This window comes from Nitrososphaerota archaeon, from assembly GCA_027887005.1.
Lineage (GTDB): Archaea > Thermoproteota > Nitrososphaeria > Nitrososphaerales > Gagatemarchaeaceae > UBA183.
Window position 1 is genome coordinate 117,526 of sequence record JAPCJI010000003.1, and the last position, 20,987, is coordinate 138,512.

At 56.6% G+C, this 20,987-nt stretch carries 25 protein-coding genes; 15 read left to right on the plus strand and 10 right to left on the minus strand.

All coding sequences use genetic code 11. The features are described from left to right. Positions 1 to 47 precede the first annotated feature (47 nt). Together OK438_04010 and rimI are read right to left on the minus strand one after the other, a co-directional pair. Positions 48 to 1,712: an ATP-dependent DNA ligase gene (locus OK438_04010; protein MDA4124599.1), complete on the minus strand. Its 1,665-nt coding sequence runs from the start codon at positions 1,710 to 1,712 to the stop codon at positions 48 to 50. Then, the gene (gene rimI, locus OK438_04015) at positions 1,709 to 2,212 is read right to left on the minus strand and encodes a ribosomal protein S18-alanine N-acetyltransferase (protein MDA4124600.1); all 504 of its coding nucleotides are present in this window, start codon (positions 2,210 to 2,212) and stop codon (positions 1,709 to 1,711) included. Before rimI ends, OK438_04010 begins: the two co-directional genes overlap by 4 nt. Positions 2,213 to 2,300: 88 nt before the next feature. Between rimI and OK438_04020 the strand changes: the two genes are divergently transcribed. Beyond that, positions 2,301 to 3,419 carry a hypothetical protein gene (locus OK438_04020; GenBank protein MDA4124601.1) on the plus strand — a complete coding sequence of 373 codons (1,119 nt, stop codon included), beginning with the start codon at positions 2,301 to 2,303 and terminating at the stop codon, positions 3,417 to 3,419. On the opposite strand, the gene OK438_04025 is transcribed toward OK438_04020, so the two are convergent. Beyond that, complete coding sequence (locus OK438_04025) at positions 3,411 to 4,508, minus strand: hypothetical protein (GenBank protein ID MDA4124602.1); 1,098 nt, start codon at positions 4,506 to 4,508, stop codon at positions 3,411 to 3,413. The two genes, OK438_04020 and OK438_04025, sit on opposite strands and share 9 nt — an antisense overlap. A 54-nt stretch (positions 4,509 to 4,562) precedes the next feature. Here OK438_04025 and OK438_04030 point away from each other — a divergent pair, with 54 nt between their 5' ends. Then, positions 4,563 to 5,177: a hypothetical protein gene (locus OK438_04030; protein MDA4124603.1), complete on the plus strand. Its 615-nt coding sequence runs from the start codon at positions 4,563 to 4,565 to the stop codon at positions 5,175 to 5,177. Here the strand turns inward: OK438_04030 and OK438_04035 are convergent. The 3 genes from OK438_04035 to OK438_04045 all read right to left on the minus strand — a co-directional run bounded on the left by OK438_04035 (position 5,174) and on the right by OK438_04045 (position 6,717). Next, positions 5,174 to 5,731, minus strand: coding sequence for a TATA-box-binding protein (locus OK438_04035; protein MDA4124604.1), 558 nt, complete (start codon positions 5,729 to 5,731; stop codon positions 5,174 to 5,176). The two genes, OK438_04030 and OK438_04035, sit on opposite strands and share 4 nt — an antisense overlap. Positions 5,732 to 6,020: 289 nt before the next feature. Further along, positions 6,021 to 6,554 (minus strand): hypothetical protein, encoded by a 534-nt coding sequence (locus OK438_04040; GenBank protein ID MDA4124605.1) that lies wholly within the window; start codon positions 6,552 to 6,554, stop codon positions 6,021 to 6,023. Then, positions 6,535 to 6,717, minus strand: coding sequence for a hypothetical protein (locus OK438_04045; GenBank protein MDA4124606.1), 183 nt, complete (start codon positions 6,715 to 6,717; stop codon positions 6,535 to 6,537). Before OK438_04045 ends, OK438_04040 begins: the two co-directional genes overlap by 20 nt. Before the next feature lie 182 nt (positions 6,718 to 6,899). On the opposite strand from OK438_04045, the gene OK438_04050 reads away from it, so the two are divergent. The 4 genes from OK438_04050 to OK438_04065 are packed head-to-tail and all read left to right on the plus strand — an operon-like array spanning position 6,900 to position 8,691. Next, entirely contained in the window at positions 6,900 to 7,271 is a 372-nt protein-coding gene (locus OK438_04050) for an SWIM zinc finger family protein (protein MDA4124607.1), read from the plus strand. Further along, positions 7,189 to 8,034, plus strand: a complete 846-nt coding sequence (locus tag OK438_04055) for a DDE-type integrase/transposase/recombinase (protein ID MDA4124608.1) — start codon at positions 7,189 to 7,191, stop codon at positions 8,032 to 8,034. Before OK438_04050 ends, OK438_04055 begins: the two co-directional genes overlap by 83 nt. Before the next feature lie 51 nt (positions 8,035 to 8,085). Further along, positions 8,086 to 8,400 (plus strand): hypothetical protein, encoded by a 315-nt coding sequence (locus OK438_04060; GenBank protein MDA4124609.1) that lies wholly within the window; start codon positions 8,086 to 8,088, stop codon positions 8,398 to 8,400. Between the two features lie 15 nt (positions 8,401 to 8,415). Continuing rightward, a complete protein-coding gene (locus tag OK438_04065; protein ID MDA4124610.1) occupies positions 8,416 to 8,691 on the plus strand; it encodes a hypothetical protein in 276 nt (91 codons plus the stop codon). Between the two features lie 736 nt (positions 8,692 to 9,427). Here OK438_04065 and OK438_04070 read toward each other — a convergent pair. Both OK438_04070 and OK438_04075 read right to left on the minus strand, forming a co-directional pair. Beyond that, on the minus strand, positions 9,428 to 9,925 hold the full coding sequence (locus OK438_04070) for a hypothetical protein (protein ID MDA4124611.1): 498 nt from the start codon (positions 9,923 to 9,925) through the stop codon (positions 9,428 to 9,430). A gap of 402 nt (positions 9,926 to 10,327) precedes the next feature. Then, a complete protein-coding gene (locus OK438_04075; GenBank protein MDA4124612.1) occupies positions 10,328 to 10,867 on the minus strand; it encodes a signal peptidase I in 540 nt (179 codons plus the stop codon). 78 nt (positions 10,868 to 10,945) lie between these two features. Between OK438_04075 and OK438_04080 the strand changes: the two genes are divergently transcribed. Then, positions 10,946 to 11,263, plus strand: coding sequence for a hypothetical protein (locus tag OK438_04080; protein MDA4124613.1), 318 nt, complete (start codon positions 10,946 to 10,948; stop codon positions 11,261 to 11,263). A gap of 34 nt (positions 11,264 to 11,297) precedes the next feature. Here OK438_04080 and OK438_04085 read toward each other — a convergent pair whose 3' ends face one another. Beyond that, a complete protein-coding gene (locus tag OK438_04085) occupies positions 11,298 to 11,894 on the minus strand; it encodes a hypothetical protein (protein ID MDA4124614.1) in 597 nt (198 codons plus the stop codon). A gap of 95 nt (positions 11,895 to 11,989) precedes the next feature. Here OK438_04085 and OK438_04090 point away from each other — a divergent pair, with 95 nt between their 5' ends. The 5 genes from OK438_04090 to OK438_04110 all read left to right on the plus strand — a co-directional run bounded on the left by OK438_04090 (position 11,990) and on the right by OK438_04110 (position 18,673). Beyond that, positions 11,990 to 12,970: an ABC transporter permease gene (locus tag OK438_04090; GenBank protein ID MDA4124615.1), complete on the plus strand. Its 981-nt coding sequence runs from the start codon at positions 11,990 to 11,992 to the stop codon at positions 12,968 to 12,970. A gap of 32 nt (positions 12,971 to 13,002) precedes the next feature. Further along, the gene (locus OK438_04095) at positions 13,003 to 13,905 is read left to right on the plus strand and encodes an ABC transporter permease (protein ID MDA4124616.1); all 903 of its coding nucleotides are present in this window, start codon (positions 13,003 to 13,005) and stop codon (positions 13,903 to 13,905) included. Between the two features lie 5 nt (positions 13,906 to 13,910). Then, the gene (locus OK438_04100; GenBank protein MDA4124617.1) at positions 13,911 to 14,903 is read left to right on the plus strand and encodes an ABC transporter ATP-binding protein; all 993 of its coding nucleotides are present in this window, start codon (positions 13,911 to 13,913) and stop codon (positions 14,901 to 14,903) included. After that, positions 14,904 to 15,899 carry an ATP-binding cassette domain-containing protein gene (locus OK438_04105; GenBank protein ID MDA4124618.1) on the plus strand — a complete coding sequence of 332 codons (996 nt, stop codon included), beginning with the start codon at positions 14,904 to 14,906 and terminating at the stop codon, positions 15,897 to 15,899. Positions 15,900 to 16,081: 182 nt separating this feature from the next. Then, on the plus strand, positions 16,082 to 18,673 hold the full coding sequence (locus OK438_04110) for an ABC transporter substrate-binding protein (GenBank protein ID MDA4124619.1): 2,592 nt from the start codon (positions 16,082 to 16,084) through the stop codon (positions 18,671 to 18,673). 20 nt (positions 18,674 to 18,693) lie between these two features. Here the strand turns inward: OK438_04110 and OK438_04115 are convergent, their stop codons facing one another. Next, entirely contained in the window at positions 18,694 to 19,065 is a 372-nt protein-coding gene (locus OK438_04115; GenBank protein MDA4124620.1) for a hypothetical protein, read from the minus strand. A gap of 60 nt (positions 19,066 to 19,125) precedes the next feature. Here OK438_04115 and OK438_04120 point away from each other — a divergent pair, with 60 nt between their 5' ends. Genes OK438_04120 through OK438_04130 form a run of 3 tightly spaced genes read left to right on the plus strand, consistent with a single transcriptional unit; the run spans position 19,126 to position 20,970 of the window. Continuing rightward, complete coding sequence (locus OK438_04120; GenBank protein MDA4124621.1) at positions 19,126 to 20,046, plus strand: hypothetical protein; 921 nt, start codon at positions 19,126 to 19,128, stop codon at positions 20,044 to 20,046. Between the two features lie 51 nt (positions 20,047 to 20,097). Continuing rightward, entirely contained in the window at positions 20,098 to 20,367 is a 270-nt protein-coding gene (locus OK438_04125; protein ID MDA4124622.1) for a hypothetical protein, read from the plus strand. Between the two features lie 48 nt (positions 20,368 to 20,415). Further along, a complete protein-coding gene (locus OK438_04130; protein MDA4124623.1) occupies positions 20,416 to 20,970 on the plus strand; it encodes a restriction endonuclease in 555 nt (184 codons plus the stop codon). Positions 20,971 to 20,987: the final 17 nt, after the last annotated feature.

Genomic DNA, 20,987 nt, shown 5'->3' on the forward strand with positions numbered 1-20,987 from the left:
CCCTGGAATCCAGGGCTCAATATAAGAGCCGAGCGGTCATCCCTTCGCTAGCTCTCTTCGACCTTGAGCTTCTGGCCTTGGAAGATCTGCTCCACCTTCCTGATGTCATCGATGTCCGGGAGGGCCTTGTCAGTGCGGATCCTCTTGATTCGCGGGAACCGGAGGGCGTACCCGCTGTCGTGCCTGCCGCTCCTTTGGATGCTATCGAAGGCGACCTCGAGGACGATCTCTGGTTTCACCCTTCTCCAGTAGCCCCTGTCCTCGATTGTGATCTCCTTCAGCCTCTGCGTCATCTGGGCGATCTCCACGTCGGTCAGTCCGCTGTACGCCTTCCCTATTGTCCTTAGGGCGGCGCCGTCCCTCACCGCGAAGGTGTAGTCAGAGATGACGCCAGCACGCTTCCCATGGCCGTACTCTGCCGACACTACCACCGCGTCGATGGTGTCCAGCTCTTCCTTGAGCTTCACCCAGCCTGAGCCTCTCTTTCCCATAGTGTACTCGCTGGCCGGGTCCTTCACGACGAGCCCCTCGTAGCCCAGCGCTCTGCTTCGGTTGAAGGCCTTCTGGATTTGGGAGGCATTCCTAACTCTCTCAGACTCCGCGGGCCTGACCTTCCCCCCCTGGATGAGCTTGTTCATCTCCTCCTTCCTCCGCGACAGCGGGAGGCCCACCATCTCCCGGCCGTCCTTCTGGAGCAGGTCGAAGGCGAAGTATACCACCGGCGCATTCTTCGCGGCCTCCTCGAAGTCTTCCATTCTCCTGAGCCGCCGCTGCAGGAGCTGGAAGGGGAGGGGCTTCTCGTCGGCGAAGGGAACGATTTCACCGTCGAGGATGAAATCCCCCTCCCCGGCCGCGAGTGTTTGCGTCACCTCCGGGAAGCTGGAGCTGACGTCCTCGAGCCTCCGGGAGTAGAGCCTTACCTCCTTGCCTAGCTTGTGGGCTTGCGCCCTGACTCCGTCATACTTGTACTCGGCGTAGACTTCTTTGCCGAAGTGCTCCGCGATTTCCGTAGCCGTTGCCATGGGCTCGGCGAGCATGAAGTTGACGGGCCTGAATTGGGTGATTCTCAGCCTGCTCAGCTTCCCCTCGGCCGCAGCTTTGGCGAGGAGGCCGATGTCTCCCACCACCATGTGGGCCCTGGCCACCTCCGCCTTGGAGACCGAGTATGCACTTGCGATTGCTTCTTCCAGGAGTCCGGAAACGAGCCCGGTTCGCATCTCGCCCGTCAGGACCTTCACAATGTACTTCCCCTCCAGTGGGCCCGCCCTAAGTATCAGAGACTTCACTACCCCTTTCCTGTTGGCGGTGGAGCCCTTCCCCTTGGACGACCGGAGGCGCAGAAAAGCGGCTTCGATGTCCGCAAGGGTCAGAGGTTCCTGGAAGAGCGTCTGCTCCTGCTTCTCCTCCAGAAGCTCAGCTGCCACCTCCCCCAGGTCCCCGTGCCTGAGGTAGACCTCAGAGACCCTTTCCCGGCTTGCCCCCGTCGCTTCCTTGAGGACGTCGAGTAGAGCAGAGTAGCCCACCTGGGCCTCGTCCTTGCTCCCTCTCTCCGACGAACTCCCGACTGCCAGCCGGGCTGCGATCTGTGCTTCGTCAGGCTGAAGCGACCTGAGGTACTCTGAAAGGATCTTCACCTTCTCGGTCTTGCTCCTCGTCCCCCTGGACTTCTCCAGGGTATCGGCCAGCGTGATGAAAGCTGGGCTACGTTTCATTTCCCGAGTTGTATGGCCATGACCAGGGCCCCCTCTCCGTCCCTGTAGTAGGCTTCGAGGCGGTTCGTGACCTTGTACCCGAGCTTGTCGTAGAGCGATATCGCCAGCTGGTTTGAGACTCTGACCTCGAGATAGGACTCTGTCGCAGTCTTCTTTTCCATCTCCTCCTGGGCTGCGACCATCAGCCTGCTCCCTATCCCCTTCCCCCTGTGCTCCTCGGTGACCGCAACCGACACCACGTGACCCTTCCTCGCAAGACCGAGCCTCCTCAGATGGGAGAAGCCGTATTCCACCCTGCACATGATGTATCCCACCAGCTCGCCCCCCAACTCAGCCACCAGGAAAGTCTCCGGGAATTCGCCAAGTATCTCGTAGTAAAAATAGTCCGAATAGTGCTCAGGCAGTGTCTTCATGTTGATGTCGATAATTGCGGGGACGTCGTCTCTGTCGCACCTGCGTATCTCGTAGTCGCCCACCTTGGCCAAGACTGACTTCTGCAAGCCTGTCATTTCCTCTGCTATGTCCAGTGGTTAAGTTTTGCTGGGGGTGAAGAGACCTTATTATCGCAGGCGGGCAGGCGGACCCAGGTTGGACCCGCAACCGACAGAGGTCGACTCCGAAGTCCGCTCAAAGTTCTCCGTCAAGGACAGCTTCCAGCTTGCGGAAGGAGAAGTGGAGTACAAGGTCGAATACCGCCCGGACTCCAGGGTCCGCTTCGAGGAGCTGCACCGTTCGCTCCTCATCAAGGGATTCACTCCCCTCCTGGTCGGCACCCGAGAGGAGGCAGCCCTGATAGTGAGGAAGAAGCAGGCTGTCGGTCCGTCGAGGTCGAGGGTGCCCGTCATCCTCGGGCTCCTGACCCTTGTTTCAGTCCTTGTGTTCGCCATATTCCAGAGGGAGAGCTACCAGCAGTTCGCGTCCGGGTTCCAGGGGAACGTGGTCGTATTCACCTACGGGGGCGCGGTAATCGCGGTGCTCGCCGCCCACGAACTGGGTCACAGGTACTTTTCGAAGAGGTCGGGGACCGCCCCTCCGACCCCCTACTTCATCCCCGGGATCCCCGACGTCACCTCCTTCCTCCCCGCCCTGGGTTCGTTGTCGCGGCAGAAGGAGCCGACTGTGAACAGGGATCGGCTCTTCGACATAATGGCCGTGGGGCCTCTTCTGGGCTTCCTGGTGGCGGTCATCCTGTATGCAGCCGGGGGCTTCTTTTCCGCCCCGTCGTCCTCGCCGCTGAGCGGATGCCAGTACGTCGGGAACGTTGAATTCTGCACCATCAACAGCAGCATTCTCCAGACAGCCTTGGACCGGCTCCTGGGTCCCCTCGTTCCTGGCGTGGCGTCCGGGTTTGTGAGGTTCTCTCCCCTCCAGGACGGCGCTTCGGTGGGGTTCCTCCTGACATTCTTCGGGCTCCTCCCCATGGCCTCCTTCGACGGGGGACACCTCTTCAGCTTGGGCTGGGGGGTGAGAGGGATGAGAGTGGCGACCTACCTGAGCGTGTTCCTGCTTATCGTCCTGGACACTCCCAACTATTGGGCCCTGGCCATCATCGTCCTGCTCGTGGCCGGCCGTCCTGCGGAACCCCAGCTGCTCGACGAGGTCTCACGCATTTCAGCCAGCCGGAGATGGATCTACCTGGGGATGCTCGTCCTGGCTTTCCTATGCGTCCCCATGCCTCAGAACCTGGCCTTCCTTCCCCTAGGCTGACGAGACCCAGCATTCGGCCGCCCGGGTAACCACGTTCATCTTGCCTGTCCGCCCAAGCTTGTTGAGTATCCGCCCCACCGCCTCCCCCGAGCCCCGCGCGGTTGTGAGCCCGAGCTTCGACCTGGCGTAGACCTCCGGGAGGCCTGAGAGGAGGAGGACCTCGTATTCCTCCTTGAGCTTGTTGAGATAGAAGACCTCCTCCATGCCATCGACGTACTTCTCCTTCCGCCTGCCCGTGTCCACGGTCATCCGCCCAGTCGCCAGCATTTCGAGTGCCGTCGAACCCAGGCCTTCGGAACATTCGGCCACCAGGAGGACGGCGCCCGACCTCTTGACCCCGGCCAGCGCGTTCCAGACGCACCTGAGCGATGACGACAGAGTGTCGTCGTAGCCCCTCCCCCCTGCGCCGACGACCAGGGCACGGGCCTGGGGAAGGCTCGAGACCATGAAACCGTTCTTGATCGCGTCGAAGGGGGCGTCCTCCATGACCGCCTTCACCCGACCGCCCCTGGGGATGACATTGAGGTAGCTTGCCTCCGTGATTCCCCCGGCGATCTCCTCCATCTTCTCGCGGGAGTCGGTCTTGTGGAAGGGTGAGGGCTCCATCACCTTCGATGACGCAGCCTCGGCCATGGAGTGGGCGACCCAGTTCAGGCAGGCTTCGACTTTGGCGTCGACGATGCCGAAAAGCGGGTCGGGTCTGGCCGTGCCCAGGAAGGCCTTTCGTCCAGGTTGGGTCAATGGCTGCGCCAGTACCAACCCACCCTCAGCAGACGACAGCGGAGGAGGGAGGGTCGCAATTCTTCCCCTGATTTCAGCGATGGAAGACTCGATCTTTTTCGGGGCGGCAGCGAAGAGCTTCAGGGCATCGGGGGGTGCCATAGAGGGGACAATCTGCTTGAGCAGTTCAAGGGTGCTCGGGGTCGAGTCGCAGACGAAGAGGGACGAGGCTTCCTTGACAACCTCGGCAAGCCGTTCGATTTCTGCGGTGCTGGTTTCGGGCGCGGGCTCGACGACCGTGCCCAGGTTCTCGGCCTGCACAGTGATGAGCGTTTCGACCTGCCCATATGGAATCCAGAGTTCTGGCAAACATCATGTCGGGTGCGTGGTTGTTTTATAAGCTCGAATGGGGGGAAAGGACTGATGACCTGGAGGAAGCGCCAAAAACTCGTTCGCGACCTCGCCGAGGGGCTCGCAAAGGCTGGAGCCCTGCAGTTCGGCACCTTCACACTTCCCGATGGGATGGAGAGCTCGTATTTCATCAACCTGAGGGGGCTTCCCAGCTACCCGGGGGTATACGGCCTGGTGATAGGGGCAATGGGAGACCTCCTGTCGACAAAGGCACCTAAGGCGAACGCCATCTTCGCAGCTTCGGGAACGGGACTGACGATAGCCTCGCCTTTGGCCGTTTCACTGAAGAAACCGATGGCCTACACCAGGATGTGGGGCCAGGGGAGCGGGAAGGCGGTGGAGGGAGAGGTGAGGCCCGGGTGGGACCTCGTGGTGGTGGACGACCTTGCGACGTCTGGCAAATCGATCCTGACTTCGGCGAAGGCGGTCGAAGTGGCGGGAGGGGAGGTCAAGCATGCGGCGGTCGTCATCGACAGGCTCGAGGGAGCGAGGGAAAGGCTCAGCAAGGAGGGAATCACTTTGCACTGCGTCACCGACGTCATGGAACTAGCGGACACCCTGGCTTCTATGGAACTGATCAGCCAGAGAGACCTGAAAGCCATCACAAAATCCGTGGGCGGCCGCTAATAGGCCATTAGGTTCTTTTCTTCGAGAGTTACGTGTAGGTTGTTAACGGCCCTGTAGACTTCGCTTTCCTTCTTCGCACCTGTGCAGACGAGCTTCCCCGAAGCGAACAGCAGTATCACAGTCTTCGGGTCGGCCATGCGGTGGATAAGACCCGGGAACTGCTCAGGCTCGTACATCGACTTGGGCAGGGTCCTCGCCGCCTCCTCGAGGTGGACCTTGCCCCCCAGGCTTGCCGACGCGACTATGTTCTGGATTTGCACTTCGGCCTCGTTCTTGATTGGGATCTTCCCCTTCTTGAGCTGCCGGACCACTTCTGCTACTGCTTTCCTTGCCATCTCTTCGGACTTGGCGCCCGTGCAGACCATCTTTCCCGAGCTGAAGATCAGGGTGGCGGTCTTCGGGTTCCTCAGGCGGAAGACCAGGCCGGGGAACTGGTCGGGGTGGTATTCGACGGTGACGAAGTTCTTTGTGATGAGGTTGAGGTCGACCGTCTGGTTGATCGATGCGGAAGCTACTACGTTCTCGATGCTGACTATCGCCTTGGTTTGGGGCATTTGCAAAGGCGGAATTCATTCGGTATATAAAGGGTATATAAAACGTGTGAGGGGGAACTGTTACCTTCGCGGGGTTTACGCCTAAGTTCGTCTCCCTGTTTACTTTCGGGGGATGGCAACCATCTCGTCTCGGTGGGGAAGTATTCCTTGAATAGACGCTTGCTCAAGTCGGAATAGCCTTCAGAATCATTCCAGTAGTATCCGCAGACGTAACAGGCCTTTAGAGTAAATCGACCGTCCTTCTTTTCATAAAGGAATCCCTTACCACATTCGGGACAGACTTCTCGGTTCATCTCGGTATCTTCCCTGCCAAATCTTCGAGACCACGAACCCTCTTTTCAAGGGTATCAAGCAATTTGGTGGTTCTCTCCAAACTGGAAGCCAGATGACTCATCTGAGCATCACGGAAGGGTTGGAGTTTGAAGGTTTTTGGGACGCGCCCTTCTTTCATCAGGATTCGAATTAGACGATACAGTTCCTTCTCGACAAGAAGCTTGTCAGTTGAGGGCGTGTCCGCATCTGAATATTTGTCCAATAGAGCGTTAAGCTCCTTGAATCGCTCGTCAACAAGCTTCACTTCATATCTGCTATACGAAGAATCCCACTCATAAGAGACCACTTCCGATTTCCTTAGCTTGTAGAAGTTCTTGTATGACCCATTTTCCCCCTTGGAAAAGGCAAAGTTCACGTCCTCATTGTTGGCATCCTTGTCCGTCACATCAGGAATTACGTCTCTGTTATAGTAAGCCACCGAGAAATCTTGGACGAGACTGTGCCTTTGGCCTTCGTTGAAGTAGTCGTCCTTACTTGCGTCCTTGCTCAATCTCCCGATACTCCTTCTTGAGCTTCTTTTGTTCCGCAAGCCATTCTTTCAGGGCTTCATTCAACACGTCTTGGAGTTTCTTACCATCCTTGATGGCCTGAATCTTGGCCTCCTTCCAGATGTCCTCGTCCACTTTCACCGACGTTACCGTTGGATTGCCCATCACGGAAGCATACTACGGGTAGTATTTAACATAGACGGTAGTATTCCTCTACCGTAGTATTAATATAGTGTATGCTACAATACTACTGCCATGAGCCGAGAACAACTCCGCGCAGAAATGGGCGATGAGGAATATTTCGAACAGCTCGAAGCCAAGCAGAATGAAAAGGAGTGGATGGACAGATGAGCCATTCCCCTTCTTACGATTATCGCGCTGAGCGTGGCAGGCTAATCTGCGACAAGGGGACTGAGGTAAGCAGGTTAGACGACAACGAATACGCGGTAAGGAGTCAGTCAGGAGTCGGGCAGTATCAAGTCAGAGCTACCGAACTTGGATGGACTTGCTCTTGTCCCGACTACTCCTACCGACAGTCCAAGTGCAAGCACATCCACGCGGTAGAGTTCTCGCGGAAGATTCGAACTGCCGTAGAGCTTGGAACTCTCGCAGAGTTCACCACGACAGACGCTTTGTGTGTTCTGCGGTTCAAGGCACGTAATCAAGGACGGTGTTCGCCACAACAAGGCGGGAGACCTTCAGAGGTTCACCTGCCGTGAGTGTGGATACGATTTCTCCGTGAACGTTGGTTTCGAGAAGATGAAGCACGACCCGAAGGCAATAACGACCGCACTTCAGCTATACTTCTCAGGGGAGAGCTTGAGAAACGTCCAGAAATCTCTCAGGCTCTTGGGTGTAGAGGTCTCTCACAAGACGGTGTGGAAGTGGATTCAGAAATACGTCGGACTGATGAAGACCTACCTCGACAAGATTACCCCTCAGGTTTCGGACACTTGGCGAGCCGACGAGGTGTATGTCAAGTTCCGAGGCAACATGAAGTATGTCTTCGCCATGATGGACGACGAAACCCGCTTCTGGATTGCTCAGGAGGTCGCGGACTCTAAGGCCAAGCTCGACGCGAGGCACTTCTTCTTCGAGAGCATGAAGGCAGGCGGAAAGGTTCCCTCAACCCTGATAACCGACGGGCTGAAGGCCTACCATGTCGCGTTCAAGAAGGTCTATGCGTGGAGGAAGTATCCAGAGAAGCCCGTCCACATCAAGGAGATTTCCCTCCGAGGGAAGATTCACAACAACAAGATGGAGCGCATGAACGGGGAGCTAAGAGACCGCGAGAAGGTGATGCGAGGCCTTAAGGTCGTGGACACGCCCATCTTGAAGGGGTATCAGATTTACCATAACTTCGTGAGGCCACATCAGGCCTTGGACGGGAAGACCCCTGCGGATTTGGCAGGCATCAAGGTGATGGGGAAAAACAAATGGCTCACACTAATTCAGAACGCTTCAAGAGATGAGAGGAATTAGAATCAAAAATGCAGGCTTAAGTATGTCCGCAAATTACGAGGGCAGGAAGCAATGGTCAAACCCTCTATCTTTGACGTAGATACTAATCCAGACAAGGAAAAACACACAGTTACGCTCTATACTACCAAAGGGGTTAGTGGTGTGTTCGTCGGACACGTCAAAGAGTTCCCAGGCGTGGTAGTCCAAGCTGATAGCATAGAACACGTCAAGGATGAATGCACGACATCTCTCGACTTGCTAGTGTCAGAGTATCCAGAACTTCATGACAAACTGTGGCCAAAGCATATCTCAGCGAAACAATACACAGGTATCTTCAAGAAAGGATTGGAGTATCGGACGATAGAGGTTACCGTTCCTTCATTCTAGAGGAAGCTTGCATGGATGCCTAGCACTCATAGCTGGCACGAAGCCAAGACCGTCCTTCTCGCTCTGGGGTATCACCAGACAATCACAAAGGACGAGCGCGTAATCTACGTGTCAGGCGAGGACAAGGTAGTCCTGCAAAAGTCGAACAAGTTAGATGTTGCTTACATCCTCATTCTGTGCAATCATCTTGACATGAAATATATTGACTTCCTCAAAATCTATCAAAGGGAATACGAAAGGGTCTCTAGAGACCGTCAAGCCTCAAAGCGCGGTTCTGCCCCCGAAAAGTAACACCAAGAAATCAAAGCCCTATCCGTCTAAGAGGTAACAGAACCTGTGAGGGTTCTGTCTCGTCTCTGGGTGTTCGCTGAGGGTGTTTCAGGGTGGGTGGTGAGTCATACCATAACAGCAGGGCGACCCAGAACACGAAGAAGATGGCTGGCAGGAAATGAGTAAGGTGCCTCATCTCTATACTCATTCCGAGTTTCTTCGGGTAGAACCTTGGCGTATGGGTCTTGTCGCTATAGTAATTCGTCTCTTTCTTGCGATATTCGACGTATTTGCTACTTCGGTATTGAACAAGAAACCAAACGATGCTCAGCGCGATTCCAAGCAGAGGGATGAACGTGTGAATAAGGTTCAAGTTGTTTGAGGCACTTGGACCAGTCTGGATGTTCTGGGCGAATGCCAGCAAGTAAAAGACAAACCCGAACTCATAGAGGATTCTCATCTTGCTTCCGAGAATTAGTGTAGTGCCGCCGGAGCGCGAGGGATAAACCGAATAACAAACGGAAATTCACTTTAACTCTCCATCGGCCGAGTAGTGTCCTACCGCAGCGTTCCTAATCACCGTCTCCCATTTGTTCTCGCCTTCAATCGTGATTCCAGCGGCCTCGACAGGACCAGCTGCAACCCTGATCTATTCAGAAGCCCTTAGCCGGAATTTCCGGAACCCTCTCGTAAGAAAAGGGAATTTCGTCAGGTGTTCGATAGATAATCCGGTTCGCGTTGAAGTTGTCCGACGGCCCTACTCCCAGGTCCCCGTCCAGTTTGCCGTTACGCCATTGCTAAATGATATCGAACCGCTGGCTTCGGACCCAGAACCGCTCCCATGCCCGGACGGACTCGTGCACGTCACCTGCGCATTGCCCCCTGCCGCTACCACCGCGGGATTGGGCGAAAGCGTGCCAGTTCCCCCCCCGCTTCCCGAAATAGAGCACCCGTTCGCCTGGGCACTGGCGCCGCCTGTATCAGTCAATAGGATTACGCATGCGCCGCTGGCTTGGGTGCAGCTGACCACGCTGGTGAAGACCTGGGCGGCTCCGGTGGTCCCCTGGGAGGTTACGATGGATGAGGTCTCAACGCTGGAGGTGGCGATAGTGGTATGGGTGCCGGGACTTTGGCCATTGGTGGAGTATTCGTAAAAAGCGACGCCAGCAATCAGAACAACCGCAACAAGCACGATAGCGACCCTCAAAGCCGAAAGTGCAGGCCTATCACCCCGTCGAATCGCAGGTTGGCTCAAGCCGTGGCAAATTTGATTCGGTTCGTGGTATTTGAGTCCTTCCATGTAGTTCCTCCAGACACCGTTCACAAACACAGCCTGAGACGGTATGTGCGCTCCCCTTTTCGTATTTTGAAAGCGAAAGTGATAATTCTTTCCATTTCCGGTTAGTTCCAGCCTACCCTTCTATCCAGCGAGTGCGCCTAATAACGTCAGGCGCTCAAGTCAGGCGAATCAGTCCTCGATCATGGCTCAGGAGCACGAAACCTGCGACGGGTGCGGACCGCTCTGCATCGCACGCGCATGCCAGACGGCCAGGCCCACGATTCCAAATCACCAAGCGACTCCAGCGGCGATGAACAGAGTTGAAGCCATCATCCTTAGTTCACCAGCCGCACATTATGACGCTCCCCTCCTCCGAACTCAACCGTCCGGGCTTACTTTTGGAACAACGCTGGCACCTTTCTCATTGTCCTCCTCAGACTTATCCCTTCCTCTACTGCTCAGCTCAGAGTAGAGAACTGCAAAGATAATCAGAATCGCGAGGATGTAGTTGGTGCCAAATGGAAGGGTCGCTAGCCTTTCGATGTATGGGACAACGAAGACGACCTTTCCAGAAAGACAGTCCTGGGTGATGGGGGAAGTCGCTATCCCAAGGAACTGGTCCGTGCCCGGGTTGTTGTCGCCCTTTGTGATCAGTCCGGTGTTCTGTATCTGGACAACCCTGTGGATGACCGTGTACCCGGTCGCTGAGCAGGGCGGATCGTAGATGATTATGTCTCCCACTCTGACGTCGCTGATTGACACATGTTGAACGACGACCAGGTCCCCAGGTTCGAGAGTGGGTAGCATGCTTGTGCTGTCAACTCTGCGGGCGTAGGCCAGCTCCAGGTATGCGAAAGCCAGTATGAAGATGACGAACCCTGTGATATAGGCGGAGGTCCTTCGGCCCGGAAGTTTCAAGAGGCGAGCTTCTTGAAACTGCGCGGTTAAACATTTGAAGTCAAAGCATTTTTATCGACTTCCAATGGTCCTAGGCCTGTGGTCAGGGCATCACTGAAGCTCCTCGTCGTCGACGCCGTTCTCCTCCTTAGTGCCTACCTAGTTCTTCAGGACCTAGCATGGAGGAGCGGCTACGCGTCCCAGAATGGTTTCACCCCCTCATACCTCTATTCGGTGCTGACCCAGTCTTTCAGCATGACTGGGAAGGGACTCGCATTGCAGACTCCGCTAACCCTTGACTGGGTTCAGATCATCGCTGTCCTGCTGGTCGTGGTAAACGTCTGGTATCTGTACGGGATTGTGACACGAAGGTCGAATGCCAATTCACCCCAAGCTGTCAACCAAACCGCGCAGTAGTTTTCATTAGTTTCGAATCGACCGGAGAGAAGCCTTACTTCGCGTTTTCACGTTCTTTCTTCTTGATCTCTTCCAGCTCGGCCAAGGCCTTCTCCTCGATTGACCTCCGGAACTCGAAGTGCTTGAAGTAGAAGTAGGCAAGGAAACCGCCCAGGGTAGCGAATAGCCCTTCGGAGGTGTATCCTCTTAGGTCGAAGTACGGAGTCCAGGTCCCGTCGACAGCAATTACGAATTGTGTCCGATTGGACGACTCGATGTATATCCCGTACGCTTGCGTGTCGGGCGAAACGACTATCAAATGTTTGATTGGAGTACTGAAGTCTCTATCAGTGAGACTCAGGATTGGCGGGCCTGCAGGGGCGAGGTCGCCGCTGATCGTGGGAAACATCGAGAACGTAAGGCTATCGGGAGCGTATCCTGTCAAAACAATGGAGATTGTGCTGCCCTTGTCTACGGGGGGGATCAGGTACCCGCTGAACGTGGAGTCCGTGTTCCCGTAGGGGGTGGAAGGCCCCGTTGCGATGGCGGTCTGATGGGTCTTTACCAGGGGTAGGATGACAGTCGCCAATGTGAACACCACTCCTATGATCGCTACCGCCAGGGCGACCCGAGAGCGGATTTTCGTGACCACGAATTCGCCCCCCGTATCTCTGGGTAAAAAGCCTAGGGCCCTAAGCGGGCGCTGGTAATAACCTATATTAGACAGATTTCGAGAAAATCGGCCCCGTGGCCAATCTTGTAACCTACCTCGTTCGTAGGATTCTGTTCATGATTCCGGTGTTCTTGGCCGTGAGTATTTTCACATTCCTGATCACCAACTCCGCGGGCGACCCTATCCAGCTAATCAGACTGCAGTTCAAGTCAATGCCACCAGCCCTGCTTGCTTCACTCAGGACGTTCTATCACCTAGACCAACCCCTCTTCGTAAGGTACTTCCTCTGGCTCCAGCAGTTCCTCGTGGGGAATCTCGGATTCTCTCCTCAGTCCGGGCAGCCGGTCGCTACCAAGATACTCCCATGGATCGGCACCACTCTTGAGTTGCAGATATCCGCGCTCCTACTCAGCCTCGGGATCGGCGTTCCCGTGGGGATCTACTCCGCGAAGCATCAATACCAAAAGTCTGACGTTGCTGTCACCACAACTGCAATCTTCGGAGTCTCTATGCCAACCTTCTGGCTTGGTATCATGGGGATTCTGGTATTCTCGTTGTACCTGCACTGGATTCCCGCCAGTGGAGCTGTAGATTTCTACAATACCGGGGCGTGGTGGGACAGCAACATCTACCTCAACTATGCGGTCCACGCGTTGCTCCCTGTACTCGTTTTGACCTTCGTCTCCATTGCCACGATTGTGAGGCTGGTGAGGGCCAACATGCTGGAGGTGCTCAGGCAGGACTACATCCTCGCCGCACGGGCTAGCGGGATCAAGGAGAGGACAATCACATACCGGTATGCCCTGAAGAACGCGATAACGCCGATCGTTACGATAGTGGGTCTTGCCTTCGGATTCGCCCTCGCCGGGGCTCCTGGACTTGAAACGACCTTCTCCTGGCCGGGCCTAGGATACGCGTTCGTGCAGGCCGCATTAGTTCTTGACCTCCCAACGGTCCAGGCTATCACTATGATAATCACCATCCTGGTGCTCATCGCAAACCTCGGGACTGATCTGGCGTACGCCTACCTTGATCCAAGAGTGAGACTCAGCTGAGCGACAAACCGCCCGTTTCAAAAGCTCCTGCCATGGCCGCGAAGAAAAACCCCTCTCGCAGGGCCGCGGGACAATGGGCGGTCGCATTCCGGAGGTTCAGACGGAATAAGGCCGGGCTTGCTGGAATGGCCATAGTCGGGTTCTTCTTCTTCCTCATGTTCTTCGGCTACTTCTTCGCCCCCTACCCTGTCAGGAGTTTTCAGTGCCTCTATCAGGGGTGCGCAGGAATAGGACCTTTCGTGAACTGGGCTCACCCGCTCGGAACTGAGATCTCCGGCATTGACGTCTACAGCGAGATTCTCCACGGAACTCCGAACGACCTGTTTGTCGGAATAGTGGCCACCGCGATTGCCGTCGGCATCGGGATCGTAATCGGGAGCATCGCGGGCTACGTCAGAGGTGCCTCCAGCGCGTTGCTCCTTGGCTTCACCCAGGTATTCCTGGTGCTGCCTGTCCTGGTGATAATCATCCTGTTTGCCAGGATCTTCGTCCTGGAGGTGGCGGCTGGGTTCGGACTTCTCCTCATCACGCTGATTCTCGGCGTGTTCTCCTGGCCGACTATCGCCCTTGTTTCGAGAGGGGAGATACTCCGCATCAGGGAACTCGAGTTCGTCCAGGCAGCGAAGGCGCTGGGGGCGAGCAATAGCAGGATTCTGTTCAGGCACATCGTCCCCAACATGCTCTCGCCCATAATCGTCATTTCGAGCCTCCTGATCGCCGGGAACATACTCACCGAGGTCGTCATCAGCTTCCTCGGCTTCGGGGATCCGAACACGTCAACCTGGGGCCTCCTGCTGCAGGAGGGTTTCGGGTACATCAGGACCCAATGGTGGGTTTCCCTCTTTCCGGGCCTCGCCGTTGTTTTCTGCGTGCTTGGATTCAACCTCCTCGGGGACGGGCTTTCTGATGCGCTGAACCCGAGGCTCAGAGAGTAGTCTCCATGGGCCAGGAACTCCTCAAGGTCGAGGACCTCCACACCTACTTCTTCACTGAGGCGGGCGTCGTGAAGGCTGTCGACGGCGTCTCTTTCGTTCTGGAAGAGAATCAACCGCTGGGCTTGGTGGGTGAGTCGGGGTCGGGAAAGTCGGTTACAGCCCAGTCCATACTTGGGATCGTGCCCCGCCCAGGCAAGATCATGTCGGGCAGGATACTTCTGAAGGGAGAGGACTTGCTCAAGAAGAAGGAAGGCGAAATGAGAAAACTGAGAGGGGGCAGCATAGGCGTCGTATTCCAGGACCCCAACTCCTCTCTCAACCCTCTATTCACCGTCGGAAAGCAGCTTACCGACGTCATACGAATGCACTTCGAGATCCGACAACCGGAGGCGGACGAGAAAGCCATAGGCCTCCTCAAGCTGGTAAGGATTGCAGAGCCTGAAGCTAGGATGACGCAGTACCCCCACGAATTGAGCGGCGGCATGAGGCAAAGGATAGCCATTGCCCGGGCGCTCGCCGGCGAGCCAGACATCCTCGTCGCGGACGAGCCCACCACGAACCTTGACGTGACAATCCAGGCTCAGGTCTTGGAGCTGCTGAAGACCCTCCAGAAGGAGCTGAACATGGCGCTTCTCATGATCACCCATGACATGGGCATCGTCGCAGAGATGACACAGAAGGTCGTGGTCCTCTACGCTGGAAGGGTCGCAGAGGTCGCCTCGACAAACGACATCTTCGCGGTACCAAAGCACCCGTACACTTCAGCTTTGCTCAGGGCAGTCCCGCGGATTGACAGGAAGGAGACACTAGTCTCGATTCCAGGGAGCATACCAAACCTGATCGACCCCCCCAGCGGCTGCCGCTTCCATCCGAGGTGCCGGTACATGACCCAGGTATGCGCGGACCAGATACCTCCGCTAGAGAACATCTTCGGCGACCGGAAGGTCTCCTGCCATCACTGGAAGGAACTGGAGCTGGAGAAGGAAGTGGCGCTCTAGATGGCCGACCCCCTCCTGAAGGTCGAAAACCTTGTGAAGTACTTCCCAGTCTATGAGAGGGGAATCCTCCTCAAGAAGAAGGTGGGCGACGTCCACGCGGTCGACGGGGTAACTTTCGAGATAGGCAAGGCCGAAACACTCGGGCTGGTCGGAGAAAGCGGCTGCGGCAAGACCACGACTGGGAAGGTGGTCCTCGACCTCGAGCCACCTGACTCGGGGAAGGTCTACTTCGAAGGAAAGGACGTCTTCGAGACTCTCACCAAGGGGAAGATGGAAGACAGGAAGTACCTTCGACGGAACATGCAGATGGTCTTCCAGAACCCCTACGGGTCGCTCGACCCAAGGATGACCGTCTACGACATCATATCCGAGCCCTTCGTGATCCACAAGAACATTCCGCGCTCCGACTGGACTGAGAGGGTTTACAAGCTGCTCCTCATGGTGGGGCTCGAGGAGTACCACGCGGAGCGGTATCCCCACGAATTCTCGGGCGGACAGAGGCAGAGGATTTCAATCGCCCGGGCCCTGGCGACGAGCCCCAAGTTCATAGTCGCTGACGAGCCTGTCTCCTCCCTCGATGTTTCCGTCAGGGCACAGGTCCTGAACCTGCTCGAGGAGCTCCAGAAGAAAGAAGGAATCTCCTTCCTCTACATCTCGCACGACCTGAGCTCGGTCAGGCAGGTAAGCCAACATGTAGCGGTAATGTACTTGGGAGAGATATTCGAGTACTCCCCGACCGGTGAGCTCTTCGCGAAGCCCCTGAACCCATACAGCATCGCGCTGCTCTCCGCGGTGCCCGTCCCCGATCCGAAGAGGAACATCAACCGCATCATCCTGCCTGGCGATGTGCCCAGCCCTGTCAACCCCCCAGGAGGATGCCGCTTCCACCCAAGATGCCCCTACGCCACGGATATTTGCAAGACTGACAAGCCTGCCCTGAGGGAGCTGAGACCAGACCATCTCGTCGCATGCCACCACGCCGAGAAGTTTCTGTAGATGAAGTGGTAACAATCATTATAAACCCTGAAGGGCCGTTACACGGTGAAAATACTTTGCACTCTTCTACTATTGAAGAGACAGCTACAGGTGCAGCTTTAGCACTTATAGGATTCGTCTTAATCTTCTCAGCAGTACCAATCCCCGTCCAGGCGGCAACGTCTAACGGGTACCTATTCACCATGACCTTGGTAGCGCCAACATCCAACCCTGCAAGAAGGCAGTGGGCAGCAATCATCCAGAACAACCTGAGATCTCTTGGCATCGATGCCCGGTTGATCTATACCAGCTTCGGAACCATGTCTGGACTGTCGTTCGGGTGTAGTGCCTCAAACTGCGGCAAGACTTACGACAACGGCGGCTTCGACGCGGTCTTCGTCGGATTCGGCGGAGGAACGCCTCTGCCTGACTTCGGAACCCAGAACGTTGTAGACTACAGAAGTCTCAACAACGCGGACCTGTCGCCAATCGGTGCCAACTTCGAGCAGTACAGGAACGCTACCTTCAACGCGCTTGCATCTCAGTACAACGCCGAGTTCAACGCCGCGGCGAGGGTACCCATCGCACAGAAGATGGTTGCCATCGTAGCGCAGGACAGACCCACACTTCCAATCTACTACCCAGTGGACACATATGGAGTCGCTAACTACATCAATCCCTGGGGCAACAACAACTCCGAGTGTTCGTGTACCGTCACCCACGACTTCCAGCACTGGAAGCTGACGGGCGGTCACACAGCGATTAACGTTGGCGAGACGGGCGACATCAGCTCCGTCAACCAATGGGTAACAGCAGCTGCGAACACCTTCTACGATGCGTATCTCTACAACACACAAACGGTCCCCCTGGAGGAGCTTGACGGAAGGACGCTCGCCTACTTCAACAGCCTCGCGACTTCGATCACGGGCTCCAGCGACCACCTCACATGGACTGTGAACTTCCTTGCTCACAACTTCCAGGACGGCGTCCCGGTAACGGCCAACGACTACTTGTTCAGCACCATGGGCGGCATCATCAATGATGTCGGCTACGTGTCAGCAGGTACTCTACAGGGCTTATTGGGCAACTTTGGAGGCGGCGCATGCAATTGCAGCGGAGTCACCTTCAAGTATTCCAACGGGACTTCTGACTACGTCTGGAACGGCGCCTACTCCCACGGCGCGGCCCCAACGGGCTTCGTGTCGACGTCAGTATGGACTGCCACTAGCGCAACATCATTCACCTTCACCCTCTCGAACGCCTACCTCTTCACTGACCCGGTCATAACGGGCATCAGCGCTGAACCCATGCACATATTCGAGTCCATCCCGTTCCTCTCATGGGCGACGAGCCCATTCGCGACGGTCCAAAATACACCATACGTGTATCACTGGTCAACCTCGACATACGGTGGCAATGGAACCGCTACGGCCTACGGGCCAATCGGTGACGGACCATACTACTACCACGGCTACGACTCGGTCTCCGAGACTGGGACGCTAGTCAAGTGGAGCGGTTATTGGAACGCCACGGGCCTCCAAAGCCTTGGACAGTTCAACGCCCAGGTGATCCACATCGTCCATGACACAAACAAGGATGCGGCCCTAGCTGACTTCGCTAGCGGCAAGCTCAACTTCCTCGATTCGAACTATGGAATCGTGCCCGCCGACTACTCAGTACTAGCCGCGAACGGTGGCCATGCAACCGAAAGGTCCAGCCCGTCAGCAGGACGGCAAGACTTCTCGTTGAATGATAACCACCCGATCTACGGCACCGGCACTGCAACGCCCAATGGGGTAAAGGACCCGGCGCACGCTCAACAGTACGCCATAGATGTGAGAACGGCATTCAGCCACGCGATTCCAAGACAGTACATCATCAACAATCTCCAACAGGGTCAAGGAACGCCAGCCATCACTGAGTTCTGTACCTGCTTCGCCTTCGCTTACACGCCTGGCATAACGGTCGACACGTTCGACCTTTCGTTGTCGGCGCAGTTCTTGGCGGCGGCAGGATACAACAATGGTGCGACTAGTTCCGTCACGATTCCACCTCCAACAGCAGTCACATGCGGTTCCTCCCCCGGCAGCGGAGGTGGGGCGGTGACCGTACCTTCATTCATCTCTGGTAACTCCCTAACTTTGACTGGAACGTTCGGTGTCACTCAGGCAGTCGGCGGAAGCTATCCTGGGTGGTACGCAACGTTGCAGCAGAGCACAGACGGTGGAACAACTTGGCAACCAGTCCTGTTGACAGCAGCCACCAACGCAGGGTACTACACCTTCACATACACACCAACGGTCTCTGGCCAGGTATGGTACAGGGCCTTCTTCACGGGCATCCCAAGCAATAACGCCCTCGCGGGCACTGGCGCTACGAGCCCAGCCGCCGCAGAGGCATACACGGCTCCTCAGGCCCCCAGCAACGGGGAAGCACTACTCAACGTCACTGACACCAGGTACAGCGCGGTTACAGCCATTACTGTCGGGTCGCTATCGCAAGTGATTGCGTCGGCACTCAGCAGCTTGTCGGCAACTGACGCGGTCGCGGTATACAACGCGGCATGCGGAGTTGCGGCATCGACCACAAGTTCGATTAATGGTCTCGCCACGAGTACCAACAGCGCCATAACCGCACTTCAGACGAGTGCGGCATCCAAGACTGACCTTCAGGCAGCGGTCAACACAATCAACGGCAACATCAACAACGTATCCTATATCGCATACGCAGCACTAGCTGTAGCAATAATTCTGGGTCTCATAGCTATATTTATGGGCCGACGGAAGCCTAGCTAGAGACCCTCCCCTGTTTTTCTCTACACGAACAGCAAAGTAAGCATCCCGGCCTCGACGAATAGCAGAACTCCAGTTACAGCGTAGGTGGCTGCACTCACTCCGATTTTCCGGCGCTCCTCCGCCGTCTGCTCTTCGGGCTTTTCGGCTACGCTGCCCCTGAATATCATCTTGAACTGACGGGTGACAATCCTGATCGAGCCCGTGGTCGAGAGGTCCATCGCACCTCCGATCAGCATGAGGGCGACCGACTCCAACAGGACCACGAACCCGAAGGCAGGTAAAAGGTCCGCCCCTAGGATGAACAGGGCGCCCAGGGCAATTCCGGCGGCTATCGCGTTGAAAACCACTAATTCGAGGGCCGAGTCTCGCCCCACTTTGACTGCCCAGTGCAACCTGTCCTCTGAAGCCGTCCAACACTTATAAAACGTTCACGGGGCCGCGGTCAAGGTAAGTTGCAGAAGAGACGGAAGCGGCCGAGGAGTGCGCTGAAGCGTTCCTTCTTGGTTACGTTCACGATCCTGATTATTCTACTCATCGGAGCCTACGCCTACGTCTATGAGAACTCAATACCGGTGAAACACATCCCTCCTTCCGTCCCGCCCTACGAGGCGGTCTGGGCGAAGTATGTGCCCAACGATGTGATCCTTTTCAGCTTCCAGAACTTCACCTCCATCCACCAGCTCAACTCGTCCCTCCCCTTTTTCAGCACAATCCTGCATCTTACTAACCCCAAGGTGACGCTGTCCACCAGGAACGTGAACCTCTTCGTCGCCATGGAGTTCAGCGTCCCCAACGCGTCGGTCGACATCGCCTTCCTCAGCCCATCGTCATTCGCTTCGGTCCAGGAGAACTTCTCGAGCATTACGAGCTACGGCACTCTGGTGGGCAACGACACCTTGTATAATGTCCTCGACACTGCCACAGGCAAGCCCGTCCTCGGCTGGCTAGCGCTAATCCCTGGCGATCGCGCCGTTGGGTTCGCACCCGGTTCGGGAGAGGCACTGACGGCGATGACTGACGCAGTGCGGGTCCCCACCGAGAACAACGCTTCGGTCATCGGGCTTCCAGACATCAGGCAGATGCTTTACGTTGCCGGGGGGGCCGGTGGGCACATCGGCCTGGGCGTCGCCAGCTTCTCAGGGGTGATATCCACCTCCTCCAAGACCATGACTGTGGTCGACGGGGCAGGGCCCCGACTGAACGTCTCAAGGATCGTCGAATTCCCCGACTACCCCACCGCCCGCGGCCAGTTCTCGACCGTCATGCATACTTACAAGGCAGCCACGAACTTCATAGTGTTCGACGCCTTCGTGAGAGCGTCCCAGCTCGACCCCATGAGCAAGCTAGGCGGGGACTACAGGCTCGTACAGTAGGCTCTGGAAACCCATATAAGACGCAGTTGAGTATTGTGATGTTCATATCATATGAGTACAAGGTCGGCCCTTGCGAGCGCTGAATTCGTCAACAACAGCAAGGTACGCCTCGGTCTTCTCGTAGGCCTGATAACGGGACCCAAGTCGACCAGCCAGCTTGCGACCCTGGAGAAGAAGCACGTGAGCCACGTCAGCAGGGCGCTCACAGAGCTGAAGGCGAGAGGAATCGTGGAGCCGATTCCGAGGGGAACACGCGAGACGTTCTACAGGCTCACCACACAAGGATACGTCATTTACACAGTACTCTCCAGGTCTAGATAACCTGGCTGGGCGGTCGCTTATATCTCAAAGGATAGGTTTCCTCTCCCATTGGACCTTGTCGCAGAGCTCGTCCGAGTTGCGGGCCCCAAACGAGGACAGTCCATCCTAGAGTCGACTGCCGAAGAAATGGGGGTCAGGTCAGACTCTGGAGACCGGGCGCTCGTCGCCCTCGCGCTCTGCCAATCGGGCTGGAGGCCCGAGGACGTCGCCAAGCATCTTTCCTGGAAGGAGTTCGAAGCATTCTGCTCGAAGCTGTTCCGGGCCTCCGGATACGAGGTCACCGAGAACGTCGTCCTGATACGGCCTCGAGTTCAGATAGATATGGTGGCCCGGGGCCGGTCCCACCTCCTGAGCGTGGACTGCAAGCACTGGAAGCGCTCCCACTCTCCCTCCGTCCTCATGAGATTCGCGAGAGACCAACTGAGGCGCAGCGACCTCCTCAGGAAGAGGATAGCAGACCCGAACCCCATCGTATCAGTGATACTAAGCTTCTCGGAGCCTTCGGGGAGCTTCGCGGAGGGGGTCGCCGTGGTGCCGCTGGGAGCGCTGAGGAGCTTCTTGGACTCAGTCGAGTCCTACTCCGAGTTCCTCTCGCTCCGTTGAGCTCGTCTCACGGGCAG

What these genes read in the sequence shown, in the direction of transcription:
- OK438_04065 (MDA4124610.1), top strand. Translation starts at nt 8,416, where the DNA reads ATGCCTAGCACTCATAGCTGGCACGAAGCCAAGACCGTCCTTCTCGCT.
- OK438_04095 (MDA4124616.1), top strand. Translation starts at nt 13,003, where the DNA reads ATGGCCGCGAAGAAAAACCCCTCTCGCAGGGCCGCGGGACAATGGGCG.
- OK438_04100 (MDA4124617.1), top strand. Translation starts at nt 13,911, where the DNA reads ATGGGCCAGGAACTCCTCAAGGTCGAGGACCTCCACACCTACTTCTTC.
- OK438_04045 (MDA4124606.1), bottom strand. Translation starts at nt 6,717, where the DNA reads ATGGGCAATCCAACGGTAACGTCGGTGAAAGTGGACGAGGACATCTGG.
- OK438_04010 (MDA4124599.1), bottom strand. Translation starts at nt 1,712, where the DNA reads ATGAAACGTAGCCCAGCTTTCATCACGCTGGCCGATACCCTGGAGAAG.
- OK438_04035 (MDA4124604.1), bottom strand. Translation starts at nt 5,731, where the DNA reads ATGCCCCAAACCAAGGCGATAGTCAGCATCGAGAACGTAGTAGCTTCC.
- OK438_04110 (MDA4124619.1), top strand. Translation starts at nt 16,082, where the DNA reads ATGACCTTGGTAGCGCCAACATCCAACCCTGCAAGAAGGCAGTGGGCA.
- OK438_04125 (MDA4124622.1), top strand. Translation starts at nt 20,098, where the DNA reads ATGAGTACAAGGTCGGCCCTTGCGAGCGCTGAATTCGTCAACAACAGC.
- OK438_04105 (MDA4124618.1), top strand. Translation starts at nt 14,904, where the DNA reads ATGGCCGACCCCCTCCTGAAGGTCGAAAACCTTGTGAAGTACTTCCCA.
- OK438_04050 (MDA4124607.1), top strand. Translation starts at nt 6,900, where the DNA reads ATGAGCCATTCCCCTTCTTACGATTATCGCGCTGAGCGTGGCAGGCTA.
- OK438_04060 (MDA4124609.1), top strand. Translation starts at nt 8,086, where the DNA reads ATGGTCAAACCCTCTATCTTTGACGTAGATACTAATCCAGACAAGGAA.
- OK438_04030 (MDA4124603.1), top strand. Translation starts at nt 4,563, where the DNA reads ATGACCTGGAGGAAGCGCCAAAAACTCGTTCGCGACCTCGCCGAGGGG.